Source organism: Stutzerimonas balearica DSM 6083 (assembly GCF_000818015.1).
GTDB classification, from domain to species: Bacteria; Pseudomonadota; Gammaproteobacteria; order Pseudomonadales; family Pseudomonadaceae; genus Stutzerimonas; species Stutzerimonas balearica.
This window is the reverse complement of the sequence record NZ_CP007511.1, coordinates 2133901-2160164: the sequence shown is the minus strand read 5'-3', so window position 1 is coordinate 2160164 and position 26264 is coordinate 2133901. Positions and strand designations below refer to the sequence as shown.

The 26264-nt window shown below is 66.9% G+C and carries 24 protein-coding genes; 6 read left to right on the top strand and 18 right to left on the bottom strand.

Going from position 1 to position 26264, the window contains the following annotated elements; translation table 11 throughout:
* Window position 1 precedes the first annotated feature (1 nt).
* The 11 genes from nirB to CL52_RS09755 all read right to left on the bottom strand — a co-directional run bounded on the left by nirB (window position 2) and on the right by CL52_RS09755 (window position 12617).
* The gene (nirB, locus tag CL52_RS09805; RefSeq protein ID WP_235366418.1) at window positions 2-2500 is read right to left on the bottom strand and encodes a nitrite reductase large subunit NirB; all 2499 of its coding nucleotides are present in this window, start codon (window positions 2498-2500) and stop codon (window positions 2-4) included.
* Between the two features lie 452 nt (window positions 2501-2952).
* Window positions 2953-4443 carry a methyl-accepting chemotaxis protein gene (locus CL52_RS09800; protein WP_043220236.1) on the bottom strand — a complete coding sequence of 497 codons (1491 nt, stop codon included), beginning with the start codon at window positions 4441-4443 and terminating at the stop codon, window positions 2953-2955.
* On the bottom strand, window positions 4440-5750 hold the full coding sequence (locus CL52_RS09795) for an SAM-dependent methyltransferase (protein WP_052264540.1): 1311 nt from the start codon (window positions 5748-5750) through the stop codon (window positions 4440-4442). Before CL52_RS09795 ends, CL52_RS09800 begins: the two co-directional genes overlap by 4 nt.
* Window positions 5737-6546 (bottom strand): DUF1365 domain-containing protein, encoded by an 810-nt coding sequence (locus tag CL52_RS09790; protein WP_041105514.1) that lies wholly within the window; start codon window positions 6544-6546, stop codon window positions 5737-5739. Before CL52_RS09790 ends, CL52_RS09795 begins: the two co-directional genes overlap by 14 nt.
* Window positions 6543-7790 carry an NAD(P)/FAD-dependent oxidoreductase gene (locus CL52_RS09785; RefSeq protein ID WP_043220232.1) on the bottom strand — a complete coding sequence of 416 codons (1248 nt, stop codon included), beginning with the start codon at window positions 7788-7790 and terminating at the stop codon, window positions 6543-6545. Before CL52_RS09785 ends, CL52_RS09790 begins: the two co-directional genes overlap by 4 nt.
* Window positions 7791-7797: 7 nt before the next feature.
* A complete protein-coding gene (locus CL52_RS09780) occupies window positions 7798-8562 on the bottom strand; it encodes an SDR family NAD(P)-dependent oxidoreductase (protein ID WP_043220230.1) in 765 nt (254 codons plus the stop codon).
* The gene (locus CL52_RS09775) at window positions 8559-8987 is read right to left on the bottom strand and encodes a nuclear transport factor 2 family protein (protein ID WP_043220228.1); all 429 of its coding nucleotides are present in this window, start codon (window positions 8985-8987) and stop codon (window positions 8559-8561) included. The genes CL52_RS09780 and CL52_RS09775 overlap by 4 nt, the downstream gene beginning before the upstream one ends.
* On the bottom strand, window positions 8984-10411 hold the full coding sequence (phrB, locus tag CL52_RS09770) for a deoxyribodipyrimidine photo-lyase (protein WP_043220226.1): 1428 nt from the start codon (window positions 10409-10411) through the stop codon (window positions 8984-8986). Before phrB ends, CL52_RS09775 begins: the two co-directional genes overlap by 4 nt.
* On the bottom strand, window positions 10408-11337 hold the full coding sequence (locus tag CL52_RS09765; protein WP_043220222.1) for a MerR family transcriptional regulator: 930 nt from the start codon (window positions 11335-11337) through the stop codon (window positions 10408-10410). Before CL52_RS09765 ends, phrB begins: the two co-directional genes overlap by 4 nt.
* A gap of 2 nt (window positions 11338-11339) precedes the next feature.
* Window positions 11340-12293 (bottom strand): YbgA family protein, encoded by a 954-nt coding sequence (locus tag CL52_RS09760; RefSeq protein WP_043220220.1) that lies wholly within the window; start codon window positions 12291-12293, stop codon window positions 11340-11342.
* Window positions 12294-12401: 108 nt separating this feature from the next.
* Complete coding sequence (locus CL52_RS09755) at window positions 12402-12617, bottom strand: TIGR02450 family Trp-rich protein (protein WP_041105507.1); 216 nt, start codon at window positions 12615-12617, stop codon at window positions 12402-12404.
* A gap of 92 nt (window positions 12618-12709) precedes the next feature.
* Between CL52_RS09755 and CL52_RS09750 the strand changes: the two genes are divergently transcribed.
* On the top strand, window positions 12710-13636 hold the full coding sequence (locus tag CL52_RS09750; RefSeq protein ID WP_043220218.1) for a TIGR01777 family oxidoreductase: 927 nt from the start codon (window positions 12710-12712) through the stop codon (window positions 13634-13636).
* 53 nt (window positions 13637-13689) lie between these two features.
* Window positions 13690-14715, top strand: a complete 1026-nt coding sequence (gene hemH, locus CL52_RS09745; protein ID WP_043220215.1) for a ferrochelatase — start codon at window positions 13690-13692, stop codon at window positions 14713-14715.
* A 52-nt stretch (window positions 14716-14767) separates the two neighbouring features.
* On the opposite strand, the gene CL52_RS09740 is transcribed toward hemH, so the two are convergent.
* The 7 genes from CL52_RS09740 to folE all read right to left on the bottom strand — a co-directional run bounded on the left by CL52_RS09740 (window position 14768) and on the right by folE (window position 20506).
* Window positions 14768-16636, bottom strand: coding sequence for a diguanylate cyclase domain-containing protein (locus tag CL52_RS09740; protein WP_052264539.1), 1869 nt, complete (start codon window positions 16634-16636; stop codon window positions 14768-14770).
* A 114-nt stretch (window positions 16637-16750) separates the two neighbouring features.
* Entirely contained in the window at window positions 16751-17197 is a 447-nt protein-coding gene (locus tag CL52_RS09735; protein ID WP_041105504.1) for a PAS sensor domain-containing protein, read from the bottom strand.
* A gap of 107 nt (window positions 17198-17304) precedes the next feature.
* Window positions 17305-17826, bottom strand: a complete 522-nt coding sequence (locus CL52_RS09730) for a DUF3833 domain-containing protein (protein ID WP_041105503.1) — start codon at window positions 17824-17826, stop codon at window positions 17305-17307.
* The gene (locus CL52_RS09725; RefSeq protein ID WP_043220211.1) at window positions 17823-19058 is read right to left on the bottom strand and encodes an MFS transporter; all 1236 of its coding nucleotides are present in this window, start codon (window positions 19056-19058) and stop codon (window positions 17823-17825) included. The genes CL52_RS09730 and CL52_RS09725 overlap by 4 nt, the downstream gene beginning before the upstream one ends.
* Window positions 19055-19570, bottom strand: coding sequence for a chalcone isomerase family protein (locus CL52_RS09720; protein ID WP_041105501.1), 516 nt, complete (start codon window positions 19568-19570; stop codon window positions 19055-19057). The genes CL52_RS09725 and CL52_RS09720 overlap by 4 nt, the downstream gene beginning before the upstream one ends.
* Before the next feature lie 7 nt (window positions 19571-19577).
* Window positions 19578-19949, bottom strand: coding sequence for a dihydroneopterin triphosphate 2'-epimerase (folX, locus tag CL52_RS09715; protein ID WP_041105500.1), 372 nt, complete (start codon window positions 19947-19949; stop codon window positions 19578-19580).
* Window positions 19946-20506, bottom strand: a complete 561-nt coding sequence (gene folE, locus CL52_RS09710; RefSeq protein WP_041105499.1) for a GTP cyclohydrolase I FolE — start codon at window positions 20504-20506, stop codon at window positions 19946-19948. The genes folX and folE overlap by 4 nt, the downstream gene beginning before the upstream one ends.
* A 192-nt stretch (window positions 20507-20698) precedes the next feature.
* Here folE and CL52_RS09705 point away from each other — a divergent pair, with 192 nt between their 5' ends.
* The 4 genes from CL52_RS09705 (at window position 20699) to CL52_RS09690 (ending at window position 26092) form a co-directional block, all read left to right on the top strand.
* Window positions 20699-20998: a DUF6482 family protein gene (locus tag CL52_RS09705; protein ID WP_200292279.1), complete on the top strand. Its 300-nt coding sequence runs from the start codon at window positions 20699-20701 to the stop codon at window positions 20996-20998.
* Between the two features lie 94 nt (window positions 20999-21092).
* The gene (locus tag CL52_RS09700; RefSeq protein ID WP_043220209.1) at window positions 21093-22046 is read left to right on the top strand and encodes a MerR family transcriptional regulator; all 954 of its coding nucleotides are present in this window, start codon (window positions 21093-21095) and stop codon (window positions 22044-22046) included.
* A 79-nt stretch (window positions 22047-22125) separates the two neighbouring features.
* A complete protein-coding gene (gene pqqF, locus CL52_RS09695; protein ID WP_043220207.1) occupies window positions 22126-24621 on the top strand; it encodes a pyrroloquinoline quinone biosynthesis protein PqqF in 2496 nt (831 codons plus the stop codon).
* Window positions 24622-24904: 283 nt separating this feature from the next.
* Window positions 24905-26092 carry a porin gene (locus tag CL52_RS09690; RefSeq protein ID WP_043220205.1) on the top strand — a complete coding sequence of 396 codons (1188 nt, stop codon included), beginning with the start codon at window positions 24905-24907 and terminating at the stop codon, window positions 26090-26092.
* Window positions 26093-26264 lie beyond the last annotated feature (172 nt).

Below are 26264 nucleotides of genomic sequence, written 5' to 3'. Positions count from 1 at the left end.
GTCAAACCTCCTCGGCGACGGGAATCAGGTGAAGTTCGGCGGCGCGGGCCGGGCGGCGCTGGCCACGCTCCTTGACGAAGTGGATGTCCGGGTCTGGGCGCGCATCGTTGACGAAGGTGCGGAAGCGCTTGAGCTTTTCCGGGTCGCTGATGGCGTTGGCCCACTCGCATTCGTAGGTGTCGACGACGTGCTGCATCTGGCTTTCCAGCTCGGCGGCGAGGCCCAGGCTGTCGTCGATGATCACGGCCTTGAGGTAGTCCAGCCCGCCCTCGAGCGACTCGCGCCAGACCGAGGTGCGCTGCAGCTTGTCGGCGGTGCGCACGTAGAACATCAGGAAGCGGTCGATGTAGCGGATCAGCGTGGCGTCATCGAGGTCGGTGGCGAACAGCTCGGCATGCCGCGGGCGCATGCCGCCATTGCCGGCCACGTAGAGGTTCCAGCCCTTGTCGGTGGCGATCACGCCGACGTCCTTGCTCTGCGCCTCGGCGCATTCGCGGGTGCAGCCGGAGACGGCGAACTTGATCTTGTGCGGCGAGCGCAGGCCCTTGTAGCGGTTCTCCAGCAGCAGGGCCATGCCGACGCTGTCCTGCACGCCATAGCGGCACCAGGTGCTGCCGACGCAGGATTTCACCGTGCGCAGGCTCTTGCCGTAGGCGTGGCCGGTCTCGAAACCGGCGGCGATCAGCTCGCCCCAGATGTCCGGCAGCTGGTGCAGCTGGGCGCCGAACAGGTCGATCCGCTGACCGCCGGTGATCTTGGTGTAGAGGTCGTATTTCTTCGCGACCTGGCCGATGGCGATCAGCCCCTCGGGCGTGATCTCGCCGCCCGGAATGCGCGGCACCACCGAGTAGGTGCCGTTCTTCTGCATGTTCGCCATGAAGGTGTCGTTGGTGTCCTGCAGCGGGATCAGCGCCGGATCGGTGATCGGCTGGTTCCAGCAGGAGGCGAGGATCGAGCCCACCGCCGGCTTGCAGATGTCGCAGCCGACATGCCCGCGGCCGTGCTTGGCCAGCAGTTCCTCGAAACGCCGGATGCCCTCGACGCGGACGATCCCGTACAGCTCCTGGCGGGTGTAGGCGAAGTGCTCGCACAGGCTCTTGTCGACCTCGACGCCCCGCGCCGCCAGCTCATGCTCGAACACCTGCTTGAGCAGCGCCGAGCAGCCGCCGCAGCCGGTACCGGCCTTGGTCGCGGCCTTCAGCTCGCCGAGGTCGGTGACCCCGGCGTCGACCTGGCAGCACACCGCGCCCTTGCTGACGTTGTGGCACGAACAGATGGTGGCGCTGTCCGGCAGGGCGTCGGCACCGAGCGCCGGTGCGCCTTCGCCTGCCGGAAGGATCAGGCTCGACGGTTCGGCCGGCAGCTTGATGCCGTTCTGCGCGTATTGCAGCAGGGTGTCGTAGTAGCTGTTGTCGCCGACCAGCACGGCGCCGATCACCGTCTTGCCGTCCGGTGAGACCACCAGCCGGCGGTAGCTGGCGCTGGCCTCGTCGATGAAGCGGTAGCTCTTGCTGCCGGGCGTGGCGCCGTGGGCATCGCCGATGGAGCCGACGTCGACACCGAGCAGCTTCAGCTTGGTCGACATGTCGGCGCCGGTGAAGGGCGTGTGCGCCTCGCCGGCCAGCTGTGCGGCGACGGTGCGGGCCATGGTGTAGCCGGGCGCGACCAGGCCGAACACGCTGCCGTTCCAGGCGGCGCATTCACCGACGGCGAAGATCGCCGGGTCCGAGGTGCGGCAGTCGTTGTCCACCACCACGCCGCCGCGGGCCCCGACTTCCAGCCCGCAGGCGCGACCAAGCGCGTCCTGCGGGCGGATGCCGGCGGAAAAGACGATCAGGTCGGTTTCCAGGAAGTCGCCGTCCTGGAAGTTCATGCGGTAGGCGTATTCCTCGCCGACGATGATGTCCTGGGTGGCGCGCGACAGGTGCACGCCCACGCCCAGCGCCTCGATGCGTGCCTTGAGCGCGGCGCCGCCGGCATCGTCGAGCTGCACCGGCATCAGCCGCGGGGCGAACTCGACCACGTGCGCTTCCAGGCCGAGGGACTTGAGCGCATTGGCCGCTTCCAGGCCGAGCAGGCCGCCGCCGACCACCACGCCGCGGCGGGCGCTGGCTGCGGCGGCACGAATTGCATCAAGGTCCTCAAGCGTGCGGTAGACCAGCCGGGCATTGCCTTCGGCGCCGGTAATAGGCGGTACGAAGGGATAGGAGCCGGTGGCGAGAATCAGCTTGTCGTAAGGCTGGCGGCCGACGCTGGTAAGCACTTCGCGGCGCTCGCGATCGATCTCCAGCACCTGCACGCCGAGGTGCGCCTGCACGCCGTGGCTGGTGTAGTAGTCGGCCTCGCACATGGCCAGCGACTCGGCATCGCGGCCGCCGAAGTATTCGGACAGGTGCACGCGGTCGTAGGCGCGCTGGCGCTCCTCGCCGTAGACATGCACCTGGTAACGTCCCAGCGCGCCGCGCTCGACCAGTTGCTCGACGCAGTGGTGGCCGACCATGCCGTTGCCGACGATGATCAGGGTTTCTCGCTTGATCGGGGTGACGATCGAATTCACAGCCGTTCCTCCGCCGGACCGCTCGGTCCGCAAAACAAAAAGGCGCCTGGAGCCGCTGCCGGCCCCAGGCGCCTTTGCCTGGTATTCGTAGGTTTCTTGTGTCGATTCGCCCGAGCCCCGTTGCCCGGATCGCACTGTCCCGCCGCCTTGGGGCGCAGTGGTCGACGCTGACCACCCGGGACTGCCACTCGCATCGGGAGCGGCCTGTGCCTAGGGATAAGCAGGTTGCGTGCCAGATTCCGAAAAGCGCTGGCGAAGGCTGGAAAGGCGCGGCACAGAGCCGTTGCCGGGTCACCTGAGCGCTATCGCTACAGCCCCGGCCGGGCCGACCCGGCCAGTGCGCATGAACCACGAGAGTGCGCCACGGCCGTACGACTCCCCATTCGGGGGCGCGATCAGGTCAGTTGGAACCGCGAGCCGATCGCCCCCAGGCGGCTGGAAAGGATGTGCAGCTGGCCGGCCTGTTCATCCAGCCGACCGGCATCGTCGGCGTTGCGCTCGGCGACATGCTGGACGTTGCGCAGATGGCTGGCGACGTCCGCACAAACTGCGCTCTGCTCATGCGTGGCCGCAGCGATCAGCTCGTTCATCCGCGAGATGGCCTCGATCTCGCCACCGATGGCCTCCAGCAGCGCGCGCGTGGTCTGGCTGCCGTCGACGCAGCGTTGCACGCTCTGCCGGCTTTCCTGCATCGCCTGGCTGGCCTGCTGGCTCTGCAGTTGCAGGCGGCCGATGACGCCCTGGATTTCGTCGGTCGACTCGGCAGTCCGACGTGCGAGGCTGCGCACCTCGTCGGCCACCACCGCGAAGCCTCGGCCCTGGTCGCCGGCGCGCGCCGCTTCGATAGCGGCGTTGAGCGCCAGCAGGTTGGTTTGCGCAGCGATGGCACTGATGACGTCGAGCACGCGGCCGATCTCCGCAACTTCGGCGACCAGGCTTTGCACCCGCTGATCGGTCCCTTCGATGTGCTCGGCGAGCCGGCCGATCTCGCTCAGCGCCGCGCCCACCGACGCACGGCTTTCAGTGGCGCGGCGGGTGGCATCCGCGGCCGCCTTAGCGGCGTGATCGGCATGCTCGGCAACGTCATCGATGGCCAGGCTCATCTGCTGCATGGCCTCGGTCATCTGCGCGGCCTCGGCCAGCTGGCCGGTCGCGCCGCTGCGCAGGGTGGCGGTGGCCTCGCGCAACTGTCCGGCAGAGGCGCCTACCTGGCCCGCGTCGGCAAGCGCCGAATGCAGCAACTGCCCAAGCTGGACGAGCAGACCATTGAAGCGTTCGGCGATCAGGCCGCGCCCGCGGTGACGCACGCTCAGATCGAAGCGCTGCGCATCGCGTGTGATGCCGGCGACAGTCGCCATCAGGGCATCGCCCTCGGCCGCCTCACGTGCGGCGCGCAGCGCCAGGTAGACGAGAATGGCGCTCTCGACCACGACATACACCGCGTGCAGAGCGATCACGCCCCAGCTGCCGGCTGGTACCAGATAAACCGGCGTGCCCTGCTGCTGCAGGGCGAAGAACGCCAGATGATGCACGGCGATGGTGGTCGCCGCGACGACGATGGGCAGCCAGTCCCGGTAATAAACGAGAAAGGCCAGCAGCACGAAGATGCCGAAGTGCATTTCAAGCAGGCCGTGCGCCAGGTTGATGTGCAGCGCCGACATCACCATGAACGCGGCCGCGACGGTGCAGCGCAGCAGGCGCCCACCGGGAACCAACGCCTGCAGGGCGCTGACGCTGACCGCGGTGAGCCCGCCAATGAGCAGCGCCTGGGCCCAGCCACCATTGAACGCTGCCAGCCCCAGGGCATAGGCGAACAGCAGCCAGAGCACGCCGAGCATGATGCGGTCGGCCTGGCGGAAATGGGCATGCAGGTCGTTCGCTTTCATGCCGGCTCCGGATGCTTGATGCGGCCAGGCTGGGCCGAGTACGCGCTGCCGGCGCGCAACGCCAGCACGTCCGGGTGCGCCGCGGGCTTGGCCAGCAGCAGCTGGGCGGTGCCGATGGCCCGCTCGAGGAAGCCGCCCTCGCAGTAGCACAGGTAGAACTCCCAGAGCCGATAGAACTGCTCGTCGTAGCCCAGCTGCTCGAGCTCCTGGCGCGCCTGGCGAAGGTTGTCGTGCCACAGGCGCAGGGTGCGCGCATAGTGCTCGCCGAAATCCTCCATGTGCACCAGGTTCATGTCGGTTTCGCGCGTGGCGAGGTCGACCATCTTCTGCACCGAGGGCAGGGCGCCGCCGGGGAAGATGTAACGCTGGATGAAATCGACGCTGCGCCGAGCGCGTTCGTAGCGCTGGTCGCGGATGGTGATCGCCTGCAGCAGCATCAGCCCATCGGGTTTGAGCAGGCGCGCGCACTGGCGGAAGTACTGCGGCAGGAAGCGGTGCCCGACTGCCTCGATCATCTCGATGGACACCAGCTTGTCGAACTGGCCTTCGAGGTCGCGATAGTCCTCGAGCAGGAGGGTGATGCGATCCTGCAGGCCCTGCTCCTCGATGCGCCGCTGGGTGTAGGCGTACTGCTCGCGCGACAGCGTGGTGGTGGTGACCCGGCAGCCGTAATGCACCGCGGCGTAGAGCGCCATGCTGCCCCAGCCGGTGCCGATCTCCAGCAGATGGTCCTCAGGGCCGAGCTCCAGCTTGCGGCAGATGCGCTCGAGCTTGTTCAGCTGAGCCTGCTCGAGGCTGTCTTCGACGCTTTCGAACATCGCCGCCGAATACATCATGGTGCGGTCGAGCATGCGCTCGAACAGGTCGTTGCCCAGGTCGTAGTGCGCAGCGATGTTGCGCCGTGAGCCGCTGCGGGTGTTGCGGTTGAACCAGTGCAGCGCGCGCACCACCGGCTGGCCGAACAACGCCAGGCCACGCTCGATGCCGTCCAGCACCTCGAGGTTGGCGACGAACAGGCGCACCACGGCCGTCACGTCGTGGCTGGTCCAGTAACCCAGCACATAGGCTTCGCCAGCGCCGATCGAGCCGTTGCTGGCGACCAGCCCCCAGAGGTTGGCGTCCTGCACGCGGATCTCGGCCTGCAGCCCGCGCTCGCCGAAGTGCAGTCGCTGGCCGCCGTCGACCAAGGTCAGCCCGCCGTGGCGCAGGCGCTTCAGGTGGCCGATGACGATACGCCGCAGCAGGCTGCTGGCCAGGCCGCTGGTGGCCATCGGTTTGGCTTTGACAGACAGGCTAGAGCTTTTCATCGCGGGGCTCCCTGGGTTGCGAGGTGGCGACGCCGTAGTGGCCAATGGCGGCGGTGTGGTCGAACAGCGGGACACGTTTGACGAGCAGGCGCAGGGCCTGCCAGTAGATGCCGAGCAGGGTCTTGCCGGTCATCCAGGGGAAGGCCAGCAGGTGGCGGTGCAGGGCAGTGCGGTCGAGCACCTGGCGTTCGAGGGTGAGCGTGGCGTCGAACAAGCGGGTCTCGCCCTGCCAATCCTCCATGTGCACGGCCAGCTGCGGGCCGGGAATGGTGAAACGCATGCGGTATTCCAGCTCGCGCGGCAGGAATGGCGAGACGTGGAAGGTCTTGGCCACGCTGCAGCGCAGCTTGCCGACCTGATTGGCCGGCAGAACGTAGTGATACCGCTCGCGCCAGGGGGTGTTGCTCACTTCGCAGAGCACGGCGCGCAGTTGCTCGTCGGCATCGAAGCAATAGAAGAAGCTCACCGGGTTGAACGAAAGCCCCCAGCTGCGCGGCTGTGTCAGCACACGTATGGGCCCGTCGATCCGCTTGCCGAGCGCTTCGGCCACGCGCTGGCGCACCGCATCGGCCAGGCCGGTGCCGTTGCGGGTGAACTCGGGCAGGTAATCGGTCTCGCGGAAGCAGAACGCCGCCAGCCGCCCGGCCAGGGGCGACAGCTCGGTCAGCGCCTGTTGTTCGGCCAGGTCCAGGTAGAGCAGGCCGATGCGATAGCGAAACGCATGGGCCCGGGGAGCGAAGCGCCGATGCCGGACCCAGCCGGAATAGAGCGCGCTGTGCGCCAGCGCAGTGCTCACAGCTGCTCTCCGAAGGCTTCGGCGACGCGCAGCGCGCTGACCACGCCATCCTCGTGGAAGCCGTTGGCCCAGTAGGCACCGCAGAAGTAGCTGTGTTGCTGGCCTTGCAGTTCCTCCACACGCTCCTGCGCGGCAATCGCGGTCAGGCTGTATTGCGGGTGGGCATAAGTGAAACGGGCGAGGATGCGTCGCGGGTCGATCGCCTGGGTCTGGTTGAGGCTGACGCAGAAGGTCTCCGGCGCCTCGATGCCCTGCAGGATGTTCATGTTGTAGGTCACCGCCGCCGGCTGCTGCGGCGGGCCGCCCAGGCGGTAGTTCCAACTGGCCCAGGCGAGCCGGCGGCTGGGCAACAGGCGGGTGTCGGTATGCAGAACGACATCGTTATCGGCGTAGCCGATGGCGCCGAGCACCGTCTGCTCCGCTTCGCTCGGGCGCTCCAGCAGGCGCAGTGCCTGATCGCTGTGGCAGGCGAAGACCACCTTGTCGAAGCGCTCCACGCCAAGGGCGCTGTGCAGCGTGACACCTTCGGCGTCGCGGCGTACCTCGTAGACCGGGCAACTGCGGCGGATGCGCTCGGCGAAGCTGCGGGTCAGCGGTTCGACATAGGCGCTGGAGCCGCCCTCGACCACATACCATTGCGGCCGGTGGTTCACCGACAGCAGGCCGTGGTTGCGGAAGAAACGGACGAAGAACTCCAGCGGAAAGCCCAGCATGTCCTTGAGCGACATGGACCAGATCGCCGCGCCCATCGGCACGATGTAGTGGTCGATGAAGCGCTGCCCGTAGCGCCCGATGGCCAGGTATTCGCCAAGCGTCACGTGCGGGCCGATCCGGCCATTGACCAAGTCGTCCTGGGCCTCGCGGTTGAAGCGCAGCAGGTCCTGCAGCATGCCCCAGAAGGCCGGCGAAAACAGGTTGCGCCGCTGCGCGAACAGCGTGTTGAGGTTGTGCCCGTTGTATTCCGTGCCGCTCGCCGGGTCGCATACCGAAAAGCTCATCTCGGTCGGCTTGTAGGCCACGCCGAGCTGGTCGAGCAGACGGATGAAGTTTGGGTAGGTCCAGTCGTTGAACACGATGAAACCGGTATCGATCCGGTAGTGGCGGCCGTCGAACTCGACCGGAACGGTGTGGGTATGCCCGCCGATCCAGCTCTCGGCCTCGAACACGGTCACGTCGTGCCGACGGGCGAGCAGGTAGGCGCAGGCCAGGCCGGAAATACCGCTGCCGATGATGGCGATTTTCATGGTCTGTCTATCCGTGAGAGTCAGGCCGCGCCAGCCGGCGGCCAATGGCGAACTGCAGCCTGGCGGGCAGCCAGGAAAGCAGGCGCAAACCGGCGATGAAGGGCGCCGGAAACGCGATCTCCAACGGCCGCTGTTCGAGCCGCTCGAGAATGTGTTGCGCGGCGCGTTCGACCGGCCAGCGCATGGGCATGGGAAAGTCGTTGCGACGGGTCAGCGGGGTGTCGACAAAGCCGGGGCTGACCAGCGTGACGGCGACGCCCTGCGCCGCCAGATCCAGCCGCAGCGCCTGCAGGAGGTAGCGCAAGCCTGCCTTGGAGGCGCCGTAGGCCTCGGCGCGCGGCAACGGCAGCCAGGTCACCGAGCTGCCGACACCCACCATATGAGGCCGGTCGCCGCGCAGCAGCAGAGGCAATGCCGCCTCGATGCAGTAGGCCGGGGCGATCAGGTTGCTGCGCACCACCCGTTCGACCAGGGCGGCATCGAAGCGGCCCGCCTCGATGTACTCGCAAGTCCCGGCATTGAGGATCGCCTGGTCGAGCGCGCCCCATTGCACGCCGATGACCTCGGCCATGCCCGCCACCGCAGCGGCGTCGGTCAGGTCGCCGGGCAACACCAGCGCCTGCAGCGGGTAGCGCTCGGCCAGTGCCTGCAGCGGCTCCGCGCGCCGCGCACTCAGCGCGACCCGGTGCCCGGCGGCCAGCAGGCGCGCAGCCATTGCCTGGCCGATGCCACTGCTGGCGCCGGTCAGCCAGATGCGCCTGGGCGCGCTCACACCAGCCTCCGGCGCAGCCAGCGAATGGCACCGCCCATCAGCGGGACGTGCTGGTAGAGCAGGGCGCCGGCATCGAAGTAGTCGCGGTGCCGCTCGACCTTGCCGTCGAGGTTCCAGCGCAGCAGGCTGCAACCTTCCAGGCTGATCGGCTTGCCGCCCTTGAGCCGCGGGTGTTCGTAGGTCATCAGCCAGCGCAGGTAGCCCTGACCGTCGCGCACCTGATCGAAGGCGAAGAACTCGAACTCCAGCGCCTGGACGTTGGCGTACAGCTGCGCGAAGTAGCGCTCGAGCTCATCCAGCCCCCAGACCTCGTGCAGCGGGTCACTGAAGTGCACACTGTCGCTGTACAGCTCGCCGAGGCGGTGAAGATTGCTGGCATCGAGGCCGGAGAACCCCTCGGCGAAGCGTTCGAGAAAGGCGCTCATGTGGTCACCTCCAGGTTGCGAAAGGCGTCCAGCGCCCGGGCCCGGCTCATGCCCAGGTCGACGATCGGTGGCGGGTAGCCAGCGGGCAGGAACAGCGCGCCGGCGCTGCTTGGGTCGTGGATCTGGCGGTCGCTCAAGGCGTCGAGCTCCGGCAGCCACTGACGCAGGAAGCGGCCTTCGGGGTCGAAGCGGCGCGACTGGCTGTGCGGATTGAACAGGCGGAAGTAGGGCACCGAATCGGTGCCGGTCGAGGCGCTCCACTGCCAGCCGCCATTGTTGGCCGCCAGGTCGCCGTCGATGAGGTGGCGCATGAACCAGCGCTCGCCCTCGCGCCAGTCGATCAGCAGGTTCTTGCTGAGAAACATCGCGGCGACCATGCGCAGGCGGTTGTGCATCCAGCCGGTAGCCAGCAGCTGGCGCATCGCGGCATCGACGATCGGGTAGCCGGTACGGCCCTGCTGCCAGGCCGCCAGCTCGTCCGGGGCATGGCGCCAGGGCAGCGCCTCGGTGTCGCGGCGAAACGCACGGCCCATGCTGACCCGTGGAAAGCCCACCAGGATGTGCTTGTAGAACTCGCGCCAGAGCAGCTCGTTGATCCACACCACGGCGCCCGGGTTGCCGCTGTCGAGCTCGCCGTGATTGCGGCTCAGCACTGCATGCAGGCACTGGCGAACCGAGATCACGCCGGCTGCCAGGTAGGCCGACAACTGGCTGGTACCATCCCGGGCCGGCAAATCGCGTAGCCAGTCGTAGTAGCGCAGACGTTCGTCGGCGAAGTCGTCCAGGCGCTTGCGCGCGTGGTGCTCGCCGGCCGGCCAGAGCGCGCGCAACGCCTCACTCGGCGTGTCGAAACCGCTCACGCCCGTCGGCACCGGATCGGCGGCGACGCCGAGCGGCGCCTGCGCAGCCGGCAACGGTACGCAGGGCGGCAACGCCGGGGCCAGGCGCGCCAGCGCCGCCTTGCGGAACTGGCTGAAGACCTTGAAGTAGCCACCGGACTGGGTCAGCAGCGTCCCGGGCGTGAACAGGAGCTGGTCGAGGTGATGACGCCAGGTCACGCCGATACCCTGCAGCGCCTGGGCCACGGCCTCGTCGCGGCGCCGCTCGTTGACCCCGTACTCGTCGTTGACCCGCACGCAGTCGATGTGGTGTTCACGACAGACGCCGGTCAACACCGCCGGCAGGGCTTGCCAGTCGGCCGCCTGGCGAATCAGCAGCGGCACGTTGAGCCGGCCGAGCTCGGCGGAAAGCTCGGCGAGGTTGCGCAGCCAGAAATCCACCTTGCAGGGCGCGTCGTCATGGGCCTGCCACTGCACGGGAGTGATGACGTACAGCGCCAACGTCGGGCCGGCCTCCATCGCGGCGGCCAGGGCGGTGTTGTCGTGCGCACGCAGATCGCTGCGCAACCAGATCAGTTGGGTCATGCCCGATCCTCCTCTGACGGGTCCAGCAGGTCGGCCTCGGCCAGCTGCGCCAGTACCTGCAGCGGCCCCTCGGCCAGCCGCACGGGCGCCTCTTCCAGTGCAGCGCGGTGAATGAGGCTGGCCGGGCCGACGAGCACCAGCGGCGCGGCGCCCTCGCGGGCCAGCCGCGGCAACTGGCGCTGCAGACAGGCCTTGTCCAGGCTCTGGTCGGTATGCAGGAGCAGGGCGGTGGGGTTCAGCCGTTCGAGTGCGAGGGCCAGCTCGGCGAAGGGCACCGCACGCTCGATCAGTTCGACCGGCGCCACTGCCGACACCAGCCAGGCGGTCAACCAGAGACCGGGGTCGACCGGGCGCTCGGCCAGGCTGGCGATCAACATGGACGGCCCGGACTGCTGGCGATTGCTGTGGTACAGGCGCATGGCGATCTTGTTGCGCAACCAGCTCTCGAACATCACGCGCTCGAGCGCGGCGCCGAACTGGCCCTGCCAGCGTTGCGTCAGCTCGTCGAGCAGGGGCAGCAGCAGGTGCTGGCAAAGCGTGCGCGGCGGGTAGATGGTCAGCGCACGGTTGAAGGTGTCGTCGAGCTGGCGCTCGTTCAGGCGCTCGAGGGCGGCAAGCATCTGCTCACGCAGCTCGCTCCAGGGATTGTGTTCCGCATGCTCGACCGGCTGGCGCGCGTCCAGCAGGTGCTTGATCTGGCCGACAGCCACACCGCGGTTGAGCCAGGCAAGAATCTCGCGGATACGTGCCACGTGCTCGTCGTTGTAGAGCCGATGCCCCTTGCCGGTACGCAGGGGCACGATGAGCCCGTAGCGCCGTTCCCAGGCACGCAGGGTCACCGGGTTGACGCCGGTCAGCCGCGCCACCTCACGAATCGGCAACCAGCCTGGCTCTGACGCCTGCGGCTCTGGATGGAGGTCGTTCATGGTCAGATTCCGTTACGCAGGCTGAGGGTTTCCGGATGTGGCTGCAGATAGGCCTGCCGGGCGATGTAGCGGTGCGGGTGGCGGCGGAAGTGGTGCTTGAGCAGGGTCAACGGCACCACCAGCGGGACGATGCCGTCGCGGTACTGGTCGATCAGCCGGCGCATTTCCTGCCGGTCCTCGGCGTTGAGGACGTGCTTGAGGTAGCCGCTCAGGTGCTGCAGCACGTTGCTGTGCGTACCGCGCGTGGCGGTCTTCTTCAGCGCCTGCATCAGGCGGCTGAAGTAGTCCGCGGCGAACGCCTCGATCGGCTGCCGACCGGCTTCGGAAACCAGCCGCCCCAACACCTTGTATTGCAGCGGGTTGTTGGCCATCAGCTGGTACTTGTAGCGGGCGTGAAAGTCGACGATGGCACGGGCACTGATGCCTTCGGCCAGCAGCGCCTGCCATTCGGCATAGGCGCAGACGCGGGTGAGGAAGTTTTCGCGCAGAACCGGGTCGTTCAGGCGGCCGTCTTCTTCCACTGGCAGATCGGGGCGTGCCTGCATGAGGTGCGAGGCAAAGATGCCGCTACCGCCGCCGGGCAGGCCGTAGCCATTGGCACCGTAGACCTTGACGCGCTCCATGCCGCAGGAGGGCGACTTCTGCATGAGGATGAAGCCACTGATGTCGGTGAGCTCCGACGCGACCTGCCGCGCGTAGCGGGCCAGGGCGTCGGTCACATCCAGTTCGGGACGACGGCTGCCGACCGCGCGCGGTGCCTGCGGGTCGCCGACCAGGCGGATCGCTTCGCGCGGTACACCCAGTCCGATGGCCATTTCCGGGCAGACCGGGAAGAGCTGGAAATGTTGTGCAAGCGTTTCGCTGCACAGCCGCGACTCTTTGTGGCCACCGTTGAAGCGCACCTGCTGGCCGACCAGGCAGGCACTGATACCGATCTTGATGGCGGGGTGAGACATGGCGACCTCCAACTTTACTTGTACAGCTGTTGCTTCTTGTACAACATGGGGCCATCATAAGCCTGCAGTTGTACAAGTCAACAGGGATGTACAAGATTGTGTGAGAGGTCAGTGCCAGCCGATTCTCCAGCGCTGCTCGTCGCGCAGCTCGCGCCAGTCGATCCACTCACTGCGCTGGCTGTACACGGCCTGCAGCTCTACGCGCTGTAGTGTTCCGGCTTCATCGTGCTCGAGATCGGTCACGAGAAAGTGCTTTTCGCGCCGCACGGGCTGGCGGGCGGTCCATTTCGATAGGCGTAGCTTGGCGGGATTGAAGCGATTCACGGGGCAGTACCGGCTATACAGACCCAAATAGTTGTACAGGCCTATGCTTGCTGAGTACAGAGCGAGCAGGCACCAACAGAGGAGGCGGGACCATGCATATTCTGCTGACCGGTGGTACCGGGCTGATCGGCCGGGCGCTGTGCCGCCACTGGCTCGAACAGGGGCATCAGCTCACCGTCTGGAGTCGCAGGCCGGGCCAGGTGGCAGGTCTCTGCGGCCGACAGGTTCGCGGCATCGGCACGCTCGATGAAATCACTCACGAGCCGCTGGATGCGGTGATCAACCTCGCCGGTGCACCTATTGCCGACCGCCCATGGACCAAGGCCCGTCGACGCCTGCTCTGGGACAGTCGCATTCACCTCACCGAGCGTCTGGTGGACTGGCTGGCCGAACGCGACGAGCGCCCGGCGGTGCTCATCTCCGGCTCGGCCGTCGGCTGGTATGGCAATGGTGGCGAACACCTGCTCGACGAGGACAGCAGGCCGGTGACGGGCGACTTCGCCAGCCAGCTGTGCGGCGCCTGGGAGGAGGCGGCCTGCGAGGCCGAGCAGCTTGGCATCCGCGTCGTACGCGTGCGCACCGGGCTGGTACTGGCCGAAGACGGCGGTTTTCTCAAGCGCCTGCTGCCGCTGTTCCGCCTGGGCCTCGGCGGGCCGACCGGCAATGGTCGGCAGTGGATGCCATGGATCCACCTGCAGGACCAGATCGGCCTGATTGATTTTCTTCTCTGCCAGCCGCAGGCCAGTGGCCCGTACAATGCGTGCGCGCCGCAGCCGGTGCGCAACGCCGAGTTCGCCCGCGCGCTCGGCCGCACGCTGCACCGGCCGGCGCTGCTGCCGGTGCCGGGCTTCGCGCTGAAGCTGGCGCTGGGCGAGATGGCCGATCTCCTGCTCGGTGGGCAGCACGCGCAGCCCAAGCGATTGGAGGCAGAGGGTTATCGCTTCCGTTTCCGCGAGCTTGATTCGGCGTTGACCGATCTTCTGGCCCGCCCGGGCGGGCAGAAGCTGCGGCATGTGTGAAAATGGCGCGCCGCGCGGAGGCGGCGCACTCGATTGGCAGTCAGGAAATTCGTATGACAGAGCAGGCGTTGTTGTTGGTCAACCTGGGTTCGCCCGCGTCGACGCAGGTGGCGGATGTGCGCCGTTATCTCAACCAGTTCCTCATGGACCCTTACGTGGTGGACCTGCCGTGGCCGCTGCGGCGCCTGCTGGTTTCGCTGATCCTGGTCAAGCGCCCGGAGCAGTCGGCACACGCCTACGCCTCGATCTGGTGGCCGGAGGGTTCGCCGCTGGTGGTATTGAGCCGGCGCCTGCAGGAGGCGATCCGCCCGTACTGGCCACAGGGGCCGGTCGAACTGGCCATGCGCTACGGTGAGCCCTCGATCGAAAAGGCGCTGGTCCGCCTGGCCGGCCAGGGCATCAGCCAGGTCACCTTCGCACCGCTCTACCCGCAGTACGCCGACAGCACCACGACAACCGCCATCGAGGAAGCGCGGCGAGTCATTCGCCAGCATGGGCTGAAGCTGCAGCTGTCGATCCTGCAACCGTTCTACGACCAGCCCGAATACCTCGATGCCCTGGTTGCCAGCGCACGCGAGTACCTGGACGGCGGCTTCGATCACCTGCTGCTGAGCTTTCACGGGCTGCCCGAGCGCCACTTGCACAAGAGCGACCCCTCCGGCAGCCATTGCCTCAAGGACGCCGACTGCTGCCAGCGTGCCGAGGGCGAGGTGCTCGCGCACTGTTATCGCGCGCAGTGCCTGCGCACCGCCGAGGCCTTCGCCGCCGGTGCAGGCCTGGCTGCCGATCGCTGGTCGGTCTCGTTCCAGTCGCGGCTCGGTCGTGCGAAGTGGATCGAGCCCTATACCGAGGCGCGCATCGACGAGCTGGCCGCGCAGGGCGTCAAGAAGCTGCTGGTGATGTGCCCGGCGTTTGTCGCCGACTGCATCGAGACGCTCGAGGAGATCGGCGATCGCGCCCGCGAACAGTTCATCGAAGCCGGCGGCCAGGAACTGGTTCTGGTGCCCTGCCTGAACACCCATGAGGCCTGGGTGCAGGCGCTCGCCACGCTGTGCCGGCGCGCGCCGCAAGCGCTCTGAACCCGCACGGGGCGCCTCGGCCTGGCGCCCCGCACATGCGGCGCGGTTCCGGCTAGGCCGAGCGGCTCGCGACCGGGTCGTCCAGGCAGGCCAGGCTCAGGGCGTTCTTGCCATTCATCTTGGCGTTGTACATGCAGTGGTCGGCGCGGCTGATGAGCTCATCCACGCCCGGTTCGTCGCCCCGGAACAGCGCGACGCCGATGCTGGCGCTGCTGCTCAGCTCGCGTTCGCCGATGCAGTAAGGCGCGGCCAGGCTTTCCAGCAGCTTTTCCCCGATACGGCTGGCCTGACCGATGGCTTCCTCCGGCTCCTGGCCGAGATCCTCGAGGATCACCACGAACTCGTCGCCACCCAAGCGGGCGACGGTATCGCTCTGGCGCACGGCCTTCTGCAACCGCTCGGCGACCAGGCGCAGGAACTGATCGCCGGCCTTGTGGCCACCGGCGTCGTTGATCATCTTGAAGTTGTCCAGGTCGATGAACATCACCGCACCGCAATGCCGGCTGCGTTCGCTGGCATCCAGGGCATGCTGCAGCCGGTCGAGGAACAGCCTGCGGTTCGGCAGGTTGGTGAGCGGGTCATAGAACGCCAGTTGATGGATGCGCTCCTCGGCCATCTTGCGCTGGGTGATGTCCATGACCGTGGCGATGTAGTGCGTGACCTTGCCGTTGTCGTCGCGCACCGCGGTAATGGTTTGCCACTCGGGGAACACCTCGCCGTTGCGGCGGCGGTTCCAGATTTCGCCTTCCCAGGAGCCGGTGGTCTTGATCTGCTGCCAGAGCGCGGCATAGAAGGTTTCGTCATGGCTACCGGAGGAAAGCATCCTCGCCGGCTGGCCGATCAGTTCCTCGGCGCTATAGCCCGTGATGAGTGTGAAGGCCCGATTGACGCGGATGATGTAGGCCTGCGGGTCGGTGATGAACATGCCTTGCTGCGATTCGAAGGCGATGGCGGCGATGCGCCGCTCCTGTTCGGCAAGGTCGCGTTCGGTGATGTCGCGGCTGCACCAGACCACCGCACGCCGTTCGTCCTCGGTGGTTTCCAGTCGCTGTGCGCGGCCCTCGAAGGTGCGCAGGCCGTCGAGCGTCTGCAGCGAGTAACGGATGCGCTGCGGGGTGTTGCGCTCGAGGGTCAGGCGAATGAAGGCAAGAAAGCGATCGGCATCCTCGGGATCGAAGACTTCGTGCAGCAGGCGCCCGACGAGCCGGTGGGGCTCCTGATAGAGCAACAGGCTGTCGGCCGTCAGGACTTCTAGATAGCGCCCGTCCTCGTCGAGCACCATCAGCAGGTCGGGCATCGCCCGCGTGATCGCCCTCAGCCGCGCTTCGCTGCGTTGCAGCGCCTGCTCGGTGCGGGCGCGCTCGGCAAGGTCGTTGAGCAGCAGCCCGAGCACCGCGGTAGCCAGCGGCAGGGTCAGCAGAAAGGGTAGCGCAACGGTCTTCACCGCGATCAGGCCGAGCCCCGAAGGCAGCAGCGCCTGCACGGCAACCACCGGCAGATGAATGATGAACCCGGCTGCCAGCAAGGGCAGAAAACGCAGCGGCAGATGCCCGCGTTCGTGAGCCAGACGCAGCACCAGGCCCAGGAGTATCGGGATGAAGATGCTCAGTAGACCGACATAGGTGCCCACTCCACCGAGCCAGACCCGGTAGCTGGCCGCCAGCACACCGGCGACCGCGGCCGTCAGCGGCCCGCCGAACAGCGCAGCGATGCCGAGCACGACGCTGCGTGCATCGAAGATCAGGCCCGATTGCAGGGTGAAGGGCACGAGCATGCCGATGATGCACGCGGCCCCGAAGCACAGCCCCATGACCAGCTGAAGCAACCGAGGCTGGTGATGCGCCAGGTGTCGCAGGCTGAAGGTGAATAACCAGCAAATGGCCAGCAGGAGCAGGGCATTGACTACCAGCGATTGCAGCATCGCTCATGCCTCGAATTGTCGTACGCGATAGTGGCCTATTAATAGCAGCATACCGGCGGCGGTATAGCCAGCGGAAAATAGGCCCTGTCGCGCTGAAACGGGGGTACCGAGGCGTCAGTTCCTCAGCGCTTGCAGCTCGGCGCGCAGCCGGGCATTTTCGGCCTCCAGCTCGCGCACGCGCTGCAGCGCCTCGACTTCGGCACTGACGTTTTTCTGGATACCGATGAAGTAGGTGAGCTGGTCGGCCTCGTTGAACACCGGGGTGATCGAGAGCTCGTTCCAGAAGGGGGTGCCATCGCGCCGGTAGTTGCGGATCACCTCGCGACACGGGCGGTGGTTGCGTACCGCTTCGCGGATGGCGTTGAGCCCCGGCTGATTGCGGTCGTCCCCCTGCAGGAAGCGGCAGTCCTGGTAAAGGATCTCGTCCACCGTGTACCCGGTCAGGCGCTCGAAGGCCGGGTTGGCATAGATCAGGATGTTGTCTTCGCCTTCCTGCTCGGCAACCACGATGCCGTCGTTGGAGGCTTCCACTACCAGTTGCAGCAGCTTGGCGTTGATCATGTCAGGCAAGTCCGGTTGGCATTCTTGTCGCGGCATTCTAGTCGATTGTCGCCGGGCTGTAGCGGTCCAGCCCGGCGTGCCGGACACCGATTTGTAACGGCGCGCGCTCACTCGGCCTTGCGGAAGAACAGTGTGACCTGGCCAAGCTCGACGCCGAACTTGGTCATGAACGATCGGTTGGCCATGGTTTTGGCATCGATCAGGTACATCCAGTCGTCGAAGTTCACCCGATACACCGAGCCATCGACCGGCAGTTCGAGCACGTAACGCCAGCGCAGTGCGTTACCGGCGACTTCGCCAACGGCTTCGCCGACCACGTCCCCTGCAGTGCCGCGCCAGCGATTCGGGCCGTCGGGGCGCAGCGTCCAGACGCGCCGCTGGGTAGTGCCGTCGCTGTAGCTGAAGTGTTCGTCGAGAATCAGCCGGTCACCCTCGAGCGAGCCGTCGATGCGCACATGGAAGCGCTTGACCACTTCGCCGGAGCGCTTCTGGAACATGCCCCAGGCATCGACGCGTCCGGCGAAATACTCGCGCAGGTCCAGGCGCGGTTCCTCGTTGCGGTAATCGCCGACCTCGACATTGGTGCAGCTGGCCAACAAGGCGCAGAGCAGAATCATCAGTTTCTTCATGCGAAGCTTCCTCCACGAGCGAGGCGCGAAAGCGCCGTGGCCGCCAGCAACTTCAATGCACAGGGCACGCCGGCGTAGACAAAGGCGAGCCGCCAGTCGGCGGGCTCGCCCGGGGTGTAGCCCAGCAGGGCCAGTAGCGGCAGGCCGAGCCCGGCGAAGGCGAGCGCGAGCTTGGCGAGCAGGCTCCAGATGCCGAAGTAGGCGGCCGTCGCGCCGCGTTCCTCGGGCGGGATGAGGTCGGCAAGCAGCGCGGGCGGCAACGCCAGATCCGCCCCGAGGGCGAGGCCGCTGAGCAGGCAGATCAGCGCATAGGCGAATGCCGCACCCGGCTCGAGAAAGATCGCCCAGATGAACGCGGCGCAGGCGGTGAACATGCCCAGCCGCCAGCAGCGGACCTTGCCGAAACGGTTGGCCAGCGCCGTCCAGAGTGGCAGGCCGAGCGCCCCGGAGACGAAGTAGAGCGCCAGAAACCAGCCGGCCTGGGCCTGCAGCTGAAGGAAGTCGGTAATGAAGAACAGCGCCAGCGTCGCAGGTATCGCGACGGCCACCGCGTTGGCCAGGAAGACCGCCGCCAGCTGGCGGAACGGCCGGTTGCGCAAGGGCTGGCGCCAGTCGTCCTGTTCCCGCCGCGGCTCCCGGTGTGCGACCGGCGCGCCGCGCAGCGTCAACGCCGTCGCGAGCAATAGAAGTGCGGCAAAGGCCACTGCGAAGACCAGCAGGGCCGTGGGCATGCCCAGCCGCTGCGCGAGCAGCGTGGGCAGCAGGCTGGCGAGCACCACGCCGACCAGCCCGGCGCCCTCGCGCCAGGCGGCCACGCGGGTACGGCTCGCGGGGTGATCGGTAATCCTCGCGCCCCACGCCATATAGGTGATGTTCACCAGGCTGTGCAGGCTGTAGGTCAGCACCAGCATCGCTGCGAGCCAGAGCGCGAGGTCTGTATCTCTCCAGGTCGGCGGCGCGAGCAGCCCGAGCATCGCCAACGCCAGCAGCGGTGCGGCGAGTGCGAGGATGCGCGGCCAGCCACGCTCGCTGCTGCGGTCGATCAGCCGCCCCAGCCAGGGGTCCTGAAACGTATCGACCAACCGGGCCAGGAACAGCACCAGGCCGGTGATGCCCAGGCCCAGGCCGAGCTCGGCCGCATAGAAGCTGGGCACCAACACATAGATCGGCAGCATCGCCATGGCCAAGGGCAAGCCGAGGCTGGCGTAGCAGGCCAGCGGCATGCGTTTCATTGAAGGCCCAACAGCTGTTGGCGCAGCTCCGGGTCGCGTGTGCGCGGGTCGAGCCAGATGGCGAAGAAGGCGTCGGCGAACTCGGGGTCGCGGATCTCGTGCTGCAGCTGGTCGCCGACGTAGAAGCGGCAACCCACGCCAGGCAGAAAGACACCGGTGATGCGCTGGCCCGGCAGCACATCGACGAATGCCTGACGCATCTCCCGCGCCCAGCGTGCCAGGCGATCCGGTGCGAGGTCGGTGCCGGCCAGGCGGGTGATTTCCTCGAGGCTGGTCTGCACCAGTGAGTCGCGGCTGATGCGCCGATGGTAGGTCAGCTCGAGGGCGAAGGGCGCCGGCGCCTGACCTAGCGGTGCGGCGCTCCACAGTCTGGCGCTATAGATGCGTAGTCCGAAGAAGCGCAGTTCGCCTTGCCCCTGCAGGCGAGCCTGCGGCAGATCCTGGCGCCAGCTGGCCTGCACCGTGCCGCTGAGCAGGCAGAGCAGGGCGGCGAACAGGATCAGGGCGCGCATGGCGGGCTCAGCGCTGTGCGGCGAGCGTCACCGACACCGAGTCGGCGAAACGCAAGGCGTGCGGTTTGTCGACCTCGACCTCGGCATAGCGAACCGCCGGGTGGTCCATCACCAGGTCGAGCAGCTCCTGGGTCAGGCGCTCGAGCAAGGCGAAGCGATTGTCCTCCACATGCCGGATGACCGCCTTGGTGATGGTCCGGTAGTTCAACGCCTGGTCGATGTCGTTTTCGCGCACCGCGGTCGCGGCCGGGTAGTGCAGCGTCAGGTTGACGATGACGTCCTGGCGGTTGCGAATTTCGTCCTCGTTGATGCCGATGTACGTCCGCAGCCGCAGGTCCTTCACGCGGATCCGCGCGAGGCCGTTTTCCAGACGGCTCATGCCCGGTCCCGCCCGATCAGCTGCATGAACTCCATGCGGGTGTTGCAGGAGCTGCGGAAGGCGCCCAGCATCACCGAAGTGTTCATCACCGAGTTCTGCTTCTCGACCCCGCGCATCATCATGCACATGTGTCGCGCCTCGATGACCACCGCCACGCCGGCCGCACTGGTGACTTCCTGAATCGCCTCGGCGATCTGCCGCGTGAGATTTTCCTGGATCTGCAGGCGGCGCGCGTACATGTCGACGATGCGCGCGACCTTTGATAGGCCCAGCACCCGCCCGGTCGGAATGTAGGCGACGTGCGCGCGGCCGATGAAGGGCAGCAGGTGATGTTCGCAGAGCGAATAAAGCTCGATGTCCTTGACGATCACCATCTCGTCGTTGTCGGAGGCGAACAGCGCTCCGTTGACGACTTCCTCCAGGCTTTTCGTGTAGCCATTGCACAGGTAGCGCATGGCCTTGGCGGCACGCAGCGGCGTGTCGCGCAGGCCCTCACGCTCGGGGTCTTCGCCCAGCCCTTGGAGGATGTCGCGGTATTGAGAAGAGAGCGTGTCCATGATGCGGTCCAGGTGTGGTCGGTACGCTTGAAAACCTATACGACAAAATATGAATGTACAAGTTATTTGAGTATTTCTCGGTTTGTTGTACAGTTTTCCCGGCGCGCAGAGCTCCCGAGACGGCACCGCTAGGGCTCTAGGCATGTACAAATCCGTAATTTCTGTACAGGTATCGAAGTGGGTATTTCGACGATGACACGCAATGATCTGCGCCGCGCGATGCGTCAGGGGCGGGTAATAGAGGTCGAGCTGCGGAGCCTGCAATGCTGCGGCTACAACGCCTGGGTCATCGAGCATCGCGGGACTCGCTCGGCATTCGCCGACGAACGAGGCCAGACGCTCTGGCGCGATCAGGCAAGCCTGAAGCGGGCGCTGCGCGGCTGTGGCGTGCAGGAGGTCTATTGGCGGCAACCGGTCAGCCATGACGAGATCATCGGCCGGCCCACACCGCTCGGCGCCGACGAGGGTCTGCGCGTGCCCTTGAACGACTGAGCGGGCGGGCCATGCCGGCGGTGGATGCGCGCAGTTCCGACTTGCCGGAATGGCTGCGCTACAATGCCGGCACTTTTCAGCGCACGAGCCGCCCATGACCGAGACCACCGGCGGGACCACCGCAGCAGCCAACCCTTCGGCACCAGCCGAGCTGTTCCCCATCCGTGAGGTGGCCCGGCTGACCGGCGTCAACCCCGTCACCCTGCGGGCCTGGGAGCGGCGCTACGGGCTGATCCAGCCGACCCGCACCGAAAGCGGGCACCGCCTCTATTCCATGGCGGATGTCGAAGCGGTGCGCAGCATCCTGGCGTGGACCGAGCGCGGTGTGGCGGTGAGCAAGGTCGGCAGCCTGCTCGCGCGCAGCAATGCGGGGCCGGCTTCCGAAGCCCCCACACCTGCCGAGGTCTGCAGCGGCGACTGGGCCGAATGGCAGCTGCAGCTGCGCAACGCCGTCGCCGAGTTCGACGAGGCCCGCCTTGACCAGCTCTACGGCCAGATCTTTTCGACCTACCCGTTGGCCATCGTCTATCAGGACGTACTTCTGCCGGTATGGCAGGAGTTGATGCTGCGTCAGGACGAATTCGGCCGTACCAGCGAATGGCTGTTCCTGGATGCCTTTCTTCGCGCTCGCGTCCTGCAGCGCTTGCAACTGGGCCGGCTTCCGGGGCGCGAGCGGGTGCTGGTGGCCGCGGTGGCAGGCCAGTGTCGCGAGCTGGAACTGCTGATTGCCGGGCTCTTGCTCGGTAACGACAGCCTGGCCGTCAGCGTGTTGCCATTCGGCCAGCCGATGGACGAGCTGGCGCTGGTCTGCGACAAGGTACAGCCGCAGGCGCTGGTGCTGTTCTCCAACTTGCCGCCTGGCGAGCCGCAGGTACGGCAGTTCGGCAAGGTCGCGCTCGCGGTCAATTGCCCGGTGGCGCTGGCCGGCGAAGCAGCCGAGCACGGCCGCGATGCGCTGCGCGGGACCTCGATCGCCTGTCTTGGCAGCACCGCGTCGCTGATGCAGCGGCGGCTGATGCAATTCCTGGCGGGCCAGCTCGACACCTGAGCCGGCCTCGTTCCGAAGCAGGGTTGCCCCGCGCCGGCCGCCGGGCGATGCTCGCCGACCGACCACTCGAGCCTGTTGCATGAACGCTTTCGATCCCAGTGCTGCCCCCGAATCATTCGTCACCGCCAGCGGGCTCAAGGTCGGCCTGCTCGCGCTGCCGCCCGGCAGTCAGGCGGCGGCCCTGGTACGGGTGGCCGGTGGTGCGCACGACGCGCCGACGCGTTATCCGGGCCTGGCACATTTTCTCGAGCACCTGCTGTTTCTCGGCAGTGAGGCCTACGCCGTCGACGACAGTCTGATGGCCTTTGTCCAGGGCTGCGGCGGCCAGCTCAACGCTTCGACGCGCGAGCGCCACACCGACTTCTTTTTTCAGGTTCGCCAGGAGGATTTCGAGCAGGCACTCAGGCGCCTGCTCGACATGCTGGCGCGGCCACTGCTCGATCGCGCGGCACAAGCACGTGAACGGGAGGTCCTACAGGCCGAGTTCCTGGCCCGCGGGCGCGACACCGAGACACTCTGCGATGCAGCGCTCGGTACGGCACTTGCCGATCCGCATCCGTTCGGCGGCTTCCATGCCGGCAACCGCGAAACCCTGCCGGTGGAGTCGACTGATTTCCAGGCAGCGCTCACCGACTACCATCGCCGGTTCTACAACAGCGGCGCGCTCGAGTTGCTGGTGGCGACCGCCTTGCCGCGCCGCGACCTCGAGCAGCTGTTGCAGGCACCGCAGTGCCACGTGCCTTCGGCCCCCGCCGAGAGCACGGCGCCACGCCTGCCGAGGCTGGCCTTTCGGTCCGACTGGAGCCGCCGCCTGCAGGTCGCGCATGAGCCCTCCAGGCTGCTGCTGGCCTACGCGCTCGACGAGGTCAGAGGCAGCCTCGATGGCGCATTGGATTACCTGGCCTGCGCGTTGACCAGCGAGGCGGACGGCAGCCTGATCGCCGCATTGCGCGCACGCCGGTGGTGCGAAGGGCTGGCCATGCGCGTGCCGTACCTGCACAGAGGCCAATCGGTGGTGGTGCTCGATCTGCGTCTGAGCGAACAAGGTCACGCCCAGCGGCCGGGCGTGGTTGCCCTGGTCTCGAGCTGGTTGGCGTTCTTTGCGCGCCACGGGGCAGCCGCGGCGGCCTGGGACGAATACCAGCGCGTGCGCCAGCGCAGCCTGGTCGGAATGGAGCCACTGCTGCGCCTGCGTTACTGGATCGAAGCGGGTTCGCGCATGCGGTCGCCGGAACAGCTGCAGCCCGCGCTCGGTGAGCTATTGGCGCACATGGTCGGCACCGGGCCGACACTGCTGACCTGTGACGAGCGGCCGTGCCCGGCGGCCGGTGGAGAGGGCTTCGTACTTCGCCTGGCGGACGAACCGCTGCCAGCCGCGACGACTCTGCCCGTGGTGGACTGGCAACTGCCGAAGGCCAACCCCTGGCTGCGCGACCCGGCACCGAACACCGCCCAGCCGCCGCTACCGACGGCACTGCGCTGGCTTGGACGCGATGGCAGCGATGCCTACGGACAAGGCGCGCTCTACCTTTCGTGGCAGTTCGCCAAGGCGCCGTCGATCGGTCTGGCACTGGCGGTGGAGGCTGCCTTGCGCGAGCGCCGCTGGGCCGCGCGTCAGGCGGGTGTCGAAATACTGTTCGAGGACCTCGGCACGGCCTGGAGCCTGGGCCTGGTCGGCTTCGCTCCGGCGCTACCCCTGATCGCCGCCGACCTGCTGCCGCGGCTCGAATCGCTGGGACCGGCATCGCTGTCGGAGGCACAGGCAAGAGCGGCGCGAGCCTGTGAGCTGAATGGTCAGGAACTGCTGGTACGTCAGCTGTGGAATCGGCTGCCGCGCCTGCTCGGAATCGCCGATCTGGCGACCCAGCCGGGCGCATGTGACCCCGGCAGCCTCGACGCCGCCTGGAACGAGGCGCGCTGGCAAGCCCTGGCGTTCGGGCTGGGCAGCGGGCAACAGGCGGCGCTGGCCACGGCGCTCGCCGCGGCGCCCGGTCGCTCGGCCGAGCGGCCAAACGCGCCTGTGCCAGTACTGCGCGCCCGCCACTGGTGGTCGTTCGGCCAGCCGGGCGAAGAAGCTGCCGTTGTGCTGTTCTGTCCGCTTCCAACCCGTGACGTGGCCACCGAGGCAGCCTGGCGGACGCTGGCGCAGACGATGGAAGCGCCGTTCTTTCGCCGCCTGCGCAGCGAGCTTCAGCTGGGGTACGCGGTGCTCTGCGGCTTCCGGCAGTTCGGCACGCAGGCCGGCATGTTGTTCGTGGTGCAGTCGCCAAAATCTTCGGCAGCGGAAATTCTCGGGCACATCGAGGCGTTCCTGGCGCAGTTTGCGGCGGAGCTGCCTGGCCTGGCTCGCACGAAATCGCCCGCTGAGGGCGGGGCGGTGTCGTCGATACCCCTGCGCCGCCGCGCCGAGCAAACCTGGCAGGCCTGTCTGGCGGGGCTGGACCCGGACCACCCGCAGCAGGTGATCGAGGCGATGGCCCGAGTCGACCGGGCCGAACTCGCCAGGCAGCTGCAGCTTCTACGTACCAGCCAGGCTCGCTGGCAGGTCGTCAGCAACGCCGCTTCGCTGTTCTGAACCCTGGCTGACGCGCCAAATCCACCTCTCGGCAGCGTCGCCGTCATCTTCGGGTGAGCGGCGGCAAGCCGCTGCCTGCGGCCCCTGCAGCGGAGTACTAGGCCCTTGGGTGTAATACCGGCCCGCGTCAGCGGAACGAATCGGCGCGGTGCTTTTCGAGCGCTCCGGGCTCCCCATCCAAAGTACTAGCCATTCGCCGCCATCGCAGCGTATGGGGACGCCGAGACCGTTTCGATAATCGCCTCCGACACGACCCCTACGTCGTCCATAAGCGGAGAGCGCCATGCACAACAACAAAAAAACCACTAGAACACTGCTGCCGCTGGCCCTGGCCAGTGCCGTCGCCATGTCGATCAGCCAGACTGCCCTGGCCGAGATCGTGCTGTACGAAAAGAACGACATGACCTTTTCGACCGACGGCTACTTCAACACCTTCTACGTCAACAGTGATGTGGACCGCGATGGCGAGCAGTTCGATCGCAAGCAGTCGCGGGTGAAGATGGGCTTCCTGCCTAACTACATCGGTTTCAATTTCAGCAAGCAGGTCGACGACATCAAGCTGGGCGGTCGTTCGTCCTTCTGGGTGACCATCAACGACAGCGAAACCAACGGCACTGCGACCGACATCGACGTTCGTCAGTTCTACGGCACCGCGTCGAACGAGCAGTGGGGTGAAGTGCTGTTCGGTAAGGACTTCGGCCTGTTCGCCCGCTCCAACATCCTGCTCGACGAAATGCTCACCGGCTACGGCCAGGTCAGCGACACCCTCGGGCTGGTCGACGGTGGCGGCGTGTCCTTTGGCAACATCGGCACCGGCTACCCGTACCCGTTCCCGACCTCGCAGATCACCTACCGCTCGCCGGTAATGGACGGCCTGCGTATCGCAGTCGGCATCATGGACCCGGTAGACACCACCGAAGACACCAACTCGACGCTGGACAAGGCGTACCAGGAAGCGCCGCGCTTCGAAACCGAAGTCACCTACCAGTTCGATGTCGGCGGCACCCAGTTCTACACCTGGATCAACGGCATGCAGCAGAGCTCGGACAACACCGACAGCAGCATCGAAGAAGTCGACTCCAAGGGCATCGGCTACGGCGTGCAGGCCAAGATGGGCAATCTGTCCCTGACCGCCTCGGGCTTCCAGGCCGAAGGCATCAACCCGTTCTTCACCAACAACGCTGGCGAAGCACTGCTGCGCGAAATCGACAGCGACGGCTACCTGCTGCAGGGCTCCTATCGTTTCGGCAAGAACCGCGTGGCGCTGTCCTACGGCAAGACCAAGGATGACGGCAACGGTCTGGGTTCGGCAGCCGACTACGAAACCCGTGGCATCGCGCTGTTCCACGACGTCAACGACAACCTGAAGCTGGTCGCCGAACTGAACCAGTTCGAGATCGCCGGTCGTGACGATTCGACCCTCGACGAAGACACCCGCACCTTCGCCGTCGGTGCTGCGCTGAGCTTCTGATCCGCCACGGCGGCGGGGCGCGAAGGGACAACGAGCCGTAGGCCGCTCCCTCCGTTGCCTGCAGTGGCCGGCCGCGAAGCGACGTGCCACGCCCCGACCTCCAGCCAAAGGCCGACCCGCAAGGGCCGGCCTTTCGCATTTCTGCGTCGCTGCGATTAGCGGCATAGCTGAC

Coding starts and splice junctions, on each gene's coding strand:
- nirB (WP_235366418.1), bottom strand. CDS start 2,500: ATGGTCGGCCACCACTGCGTCGAGCAACTGGTCGAGCGCGGCGCGCTG.
- CL52_RS09800 (WP_043220236.1), bottom strand. CDS start 4,443: ATGAAAGCGAACGACCTGCATGCCCATTTCCGCCAGGCCGACCGCATC.
- CL52_RS09795 (WP_052264540.1), bottom strand. CDS start 5,750: ATGAAAAGCTCTAGCCTGTCTGTCAAAGCCAAACCGATGGCCACCAGC.
- CL52_RS09785 (WP_043220232.1), bottom strand. CDS start 7,790: ATGAAAATCGCCATCATCGGCAGCGGTATTTCCGGCCTGGCCTGCGCC.
- CL52_RS09775 (WP_043220228.1), bottom strand. CDS start 8,987: ATGAGCGCCTTTCTCGAACGCTTCGCCGAGGGGTTCTCCGGCCTCGAT.
- phrB (WP_043220226.1), bottom strand. CDS start 10,411: ATGACCCAACTGATCTGGTTGCGCAGCGATCTGCGTGCGCACGACAAC.
- CL52_RS09765 (WP_043220222.1), bottom strand. CDS start 11,337: ATGAACGACCTCCATCCAGAGCCGCAGGCGTCAGAGCCAGGCTGGTTG.
- CL52_RS09760 (WP_043220220.1), bottom strand. CDS start 12,293: ATGTCTCACCCCGCCATCAAGATCGGTATCAGTGCCTGCCTGGTCGGC.
- CL52_RS09750 (WP_043220218.1), top strand. CDS start 12,710: ATGCATATTCTGCTGACCGGTGGTACCGGGCTGATCGGCCGGGCGCTG.
- hemH (WP_043220215.1), top strand. CDS start 13,690: ATGACAGAGCAGGCGTTGTTGTTGGTCAACCTGGGTTCGCCCGCGTCG.
- CL52_RS09740 (WP_052264539.1), bottom strand. CDS start 16,636: ATGCTGCAATCGCTGGTAGTCAATGCCCTGCTCCTGCTGGCCATTTGC.
- CL52_RS09735 (WP_041105504.1), bottom strand. CDS start 17,197: ATGATCAACGCCAAGCTGCTGCAACTGGTAGTGGAAGCCTCCAACGAC.
- CL52_RS09730 (WP_041105503.1), bottom strand. CDS start 17,826: ATGAAGAAACTGATGATTCTGCTCTGCGCCTTGTTGGCCAGCTGCACC.
- CL52_RS09725 (WP_043220211.1), bottom strand. CDS start 19,058: ATGAAACGCATGCCGCTGGCCTGCTACGCCAGCCTCGGCTTGCCCTTG.
- CL52_RS09720 (WP_041105501.1), bottom strand. CDS start 19,570: ATGCGCGCCCTGATCCTGTTCGCCGCCCTGCTCTGCCTGCTCAGCGGC.
- folX (WP_041105500.1), bottom strand. CDS start 19,949: ATGAGCCGTCTGGAAAACGGCCTCGCGCGGATCCGCGTGAAGGACCTG.
- folE (WP_041105499.1), bottom strand. CDS start 20,506: ATGGACACGCTCTCTTCTCAATACCGCGACATCCTCCAAGGGCTGGGC.
- CL52_RS09705 (WP_200292279.1), top strand. CDS start 20,699: ATGACACGCAATGATCTGCGCCGCGCGATGCGTCAGGGGCGGGTAATA.
- CL52_RS09700 (WP_043220209.1), top strand. CDS start 21,093: ATGACCGAGACCACCGGCGGGACCACCGCAGCAGCCAACCCTTCGGCA.
- pqqF (WP_043220207.1), top strand. CDS start 22,126: ATGAACGCTTTCGATCCCAGTGCTGCCCCCGAATCATTCGTCACCGCC.
- CL52_RS09690 (WP_043220205.1), top strand. CDS start 24,905: ATGCACAACAACAAAAAAACCACTAGAACACTGCTGCCGCTGGCCCTG.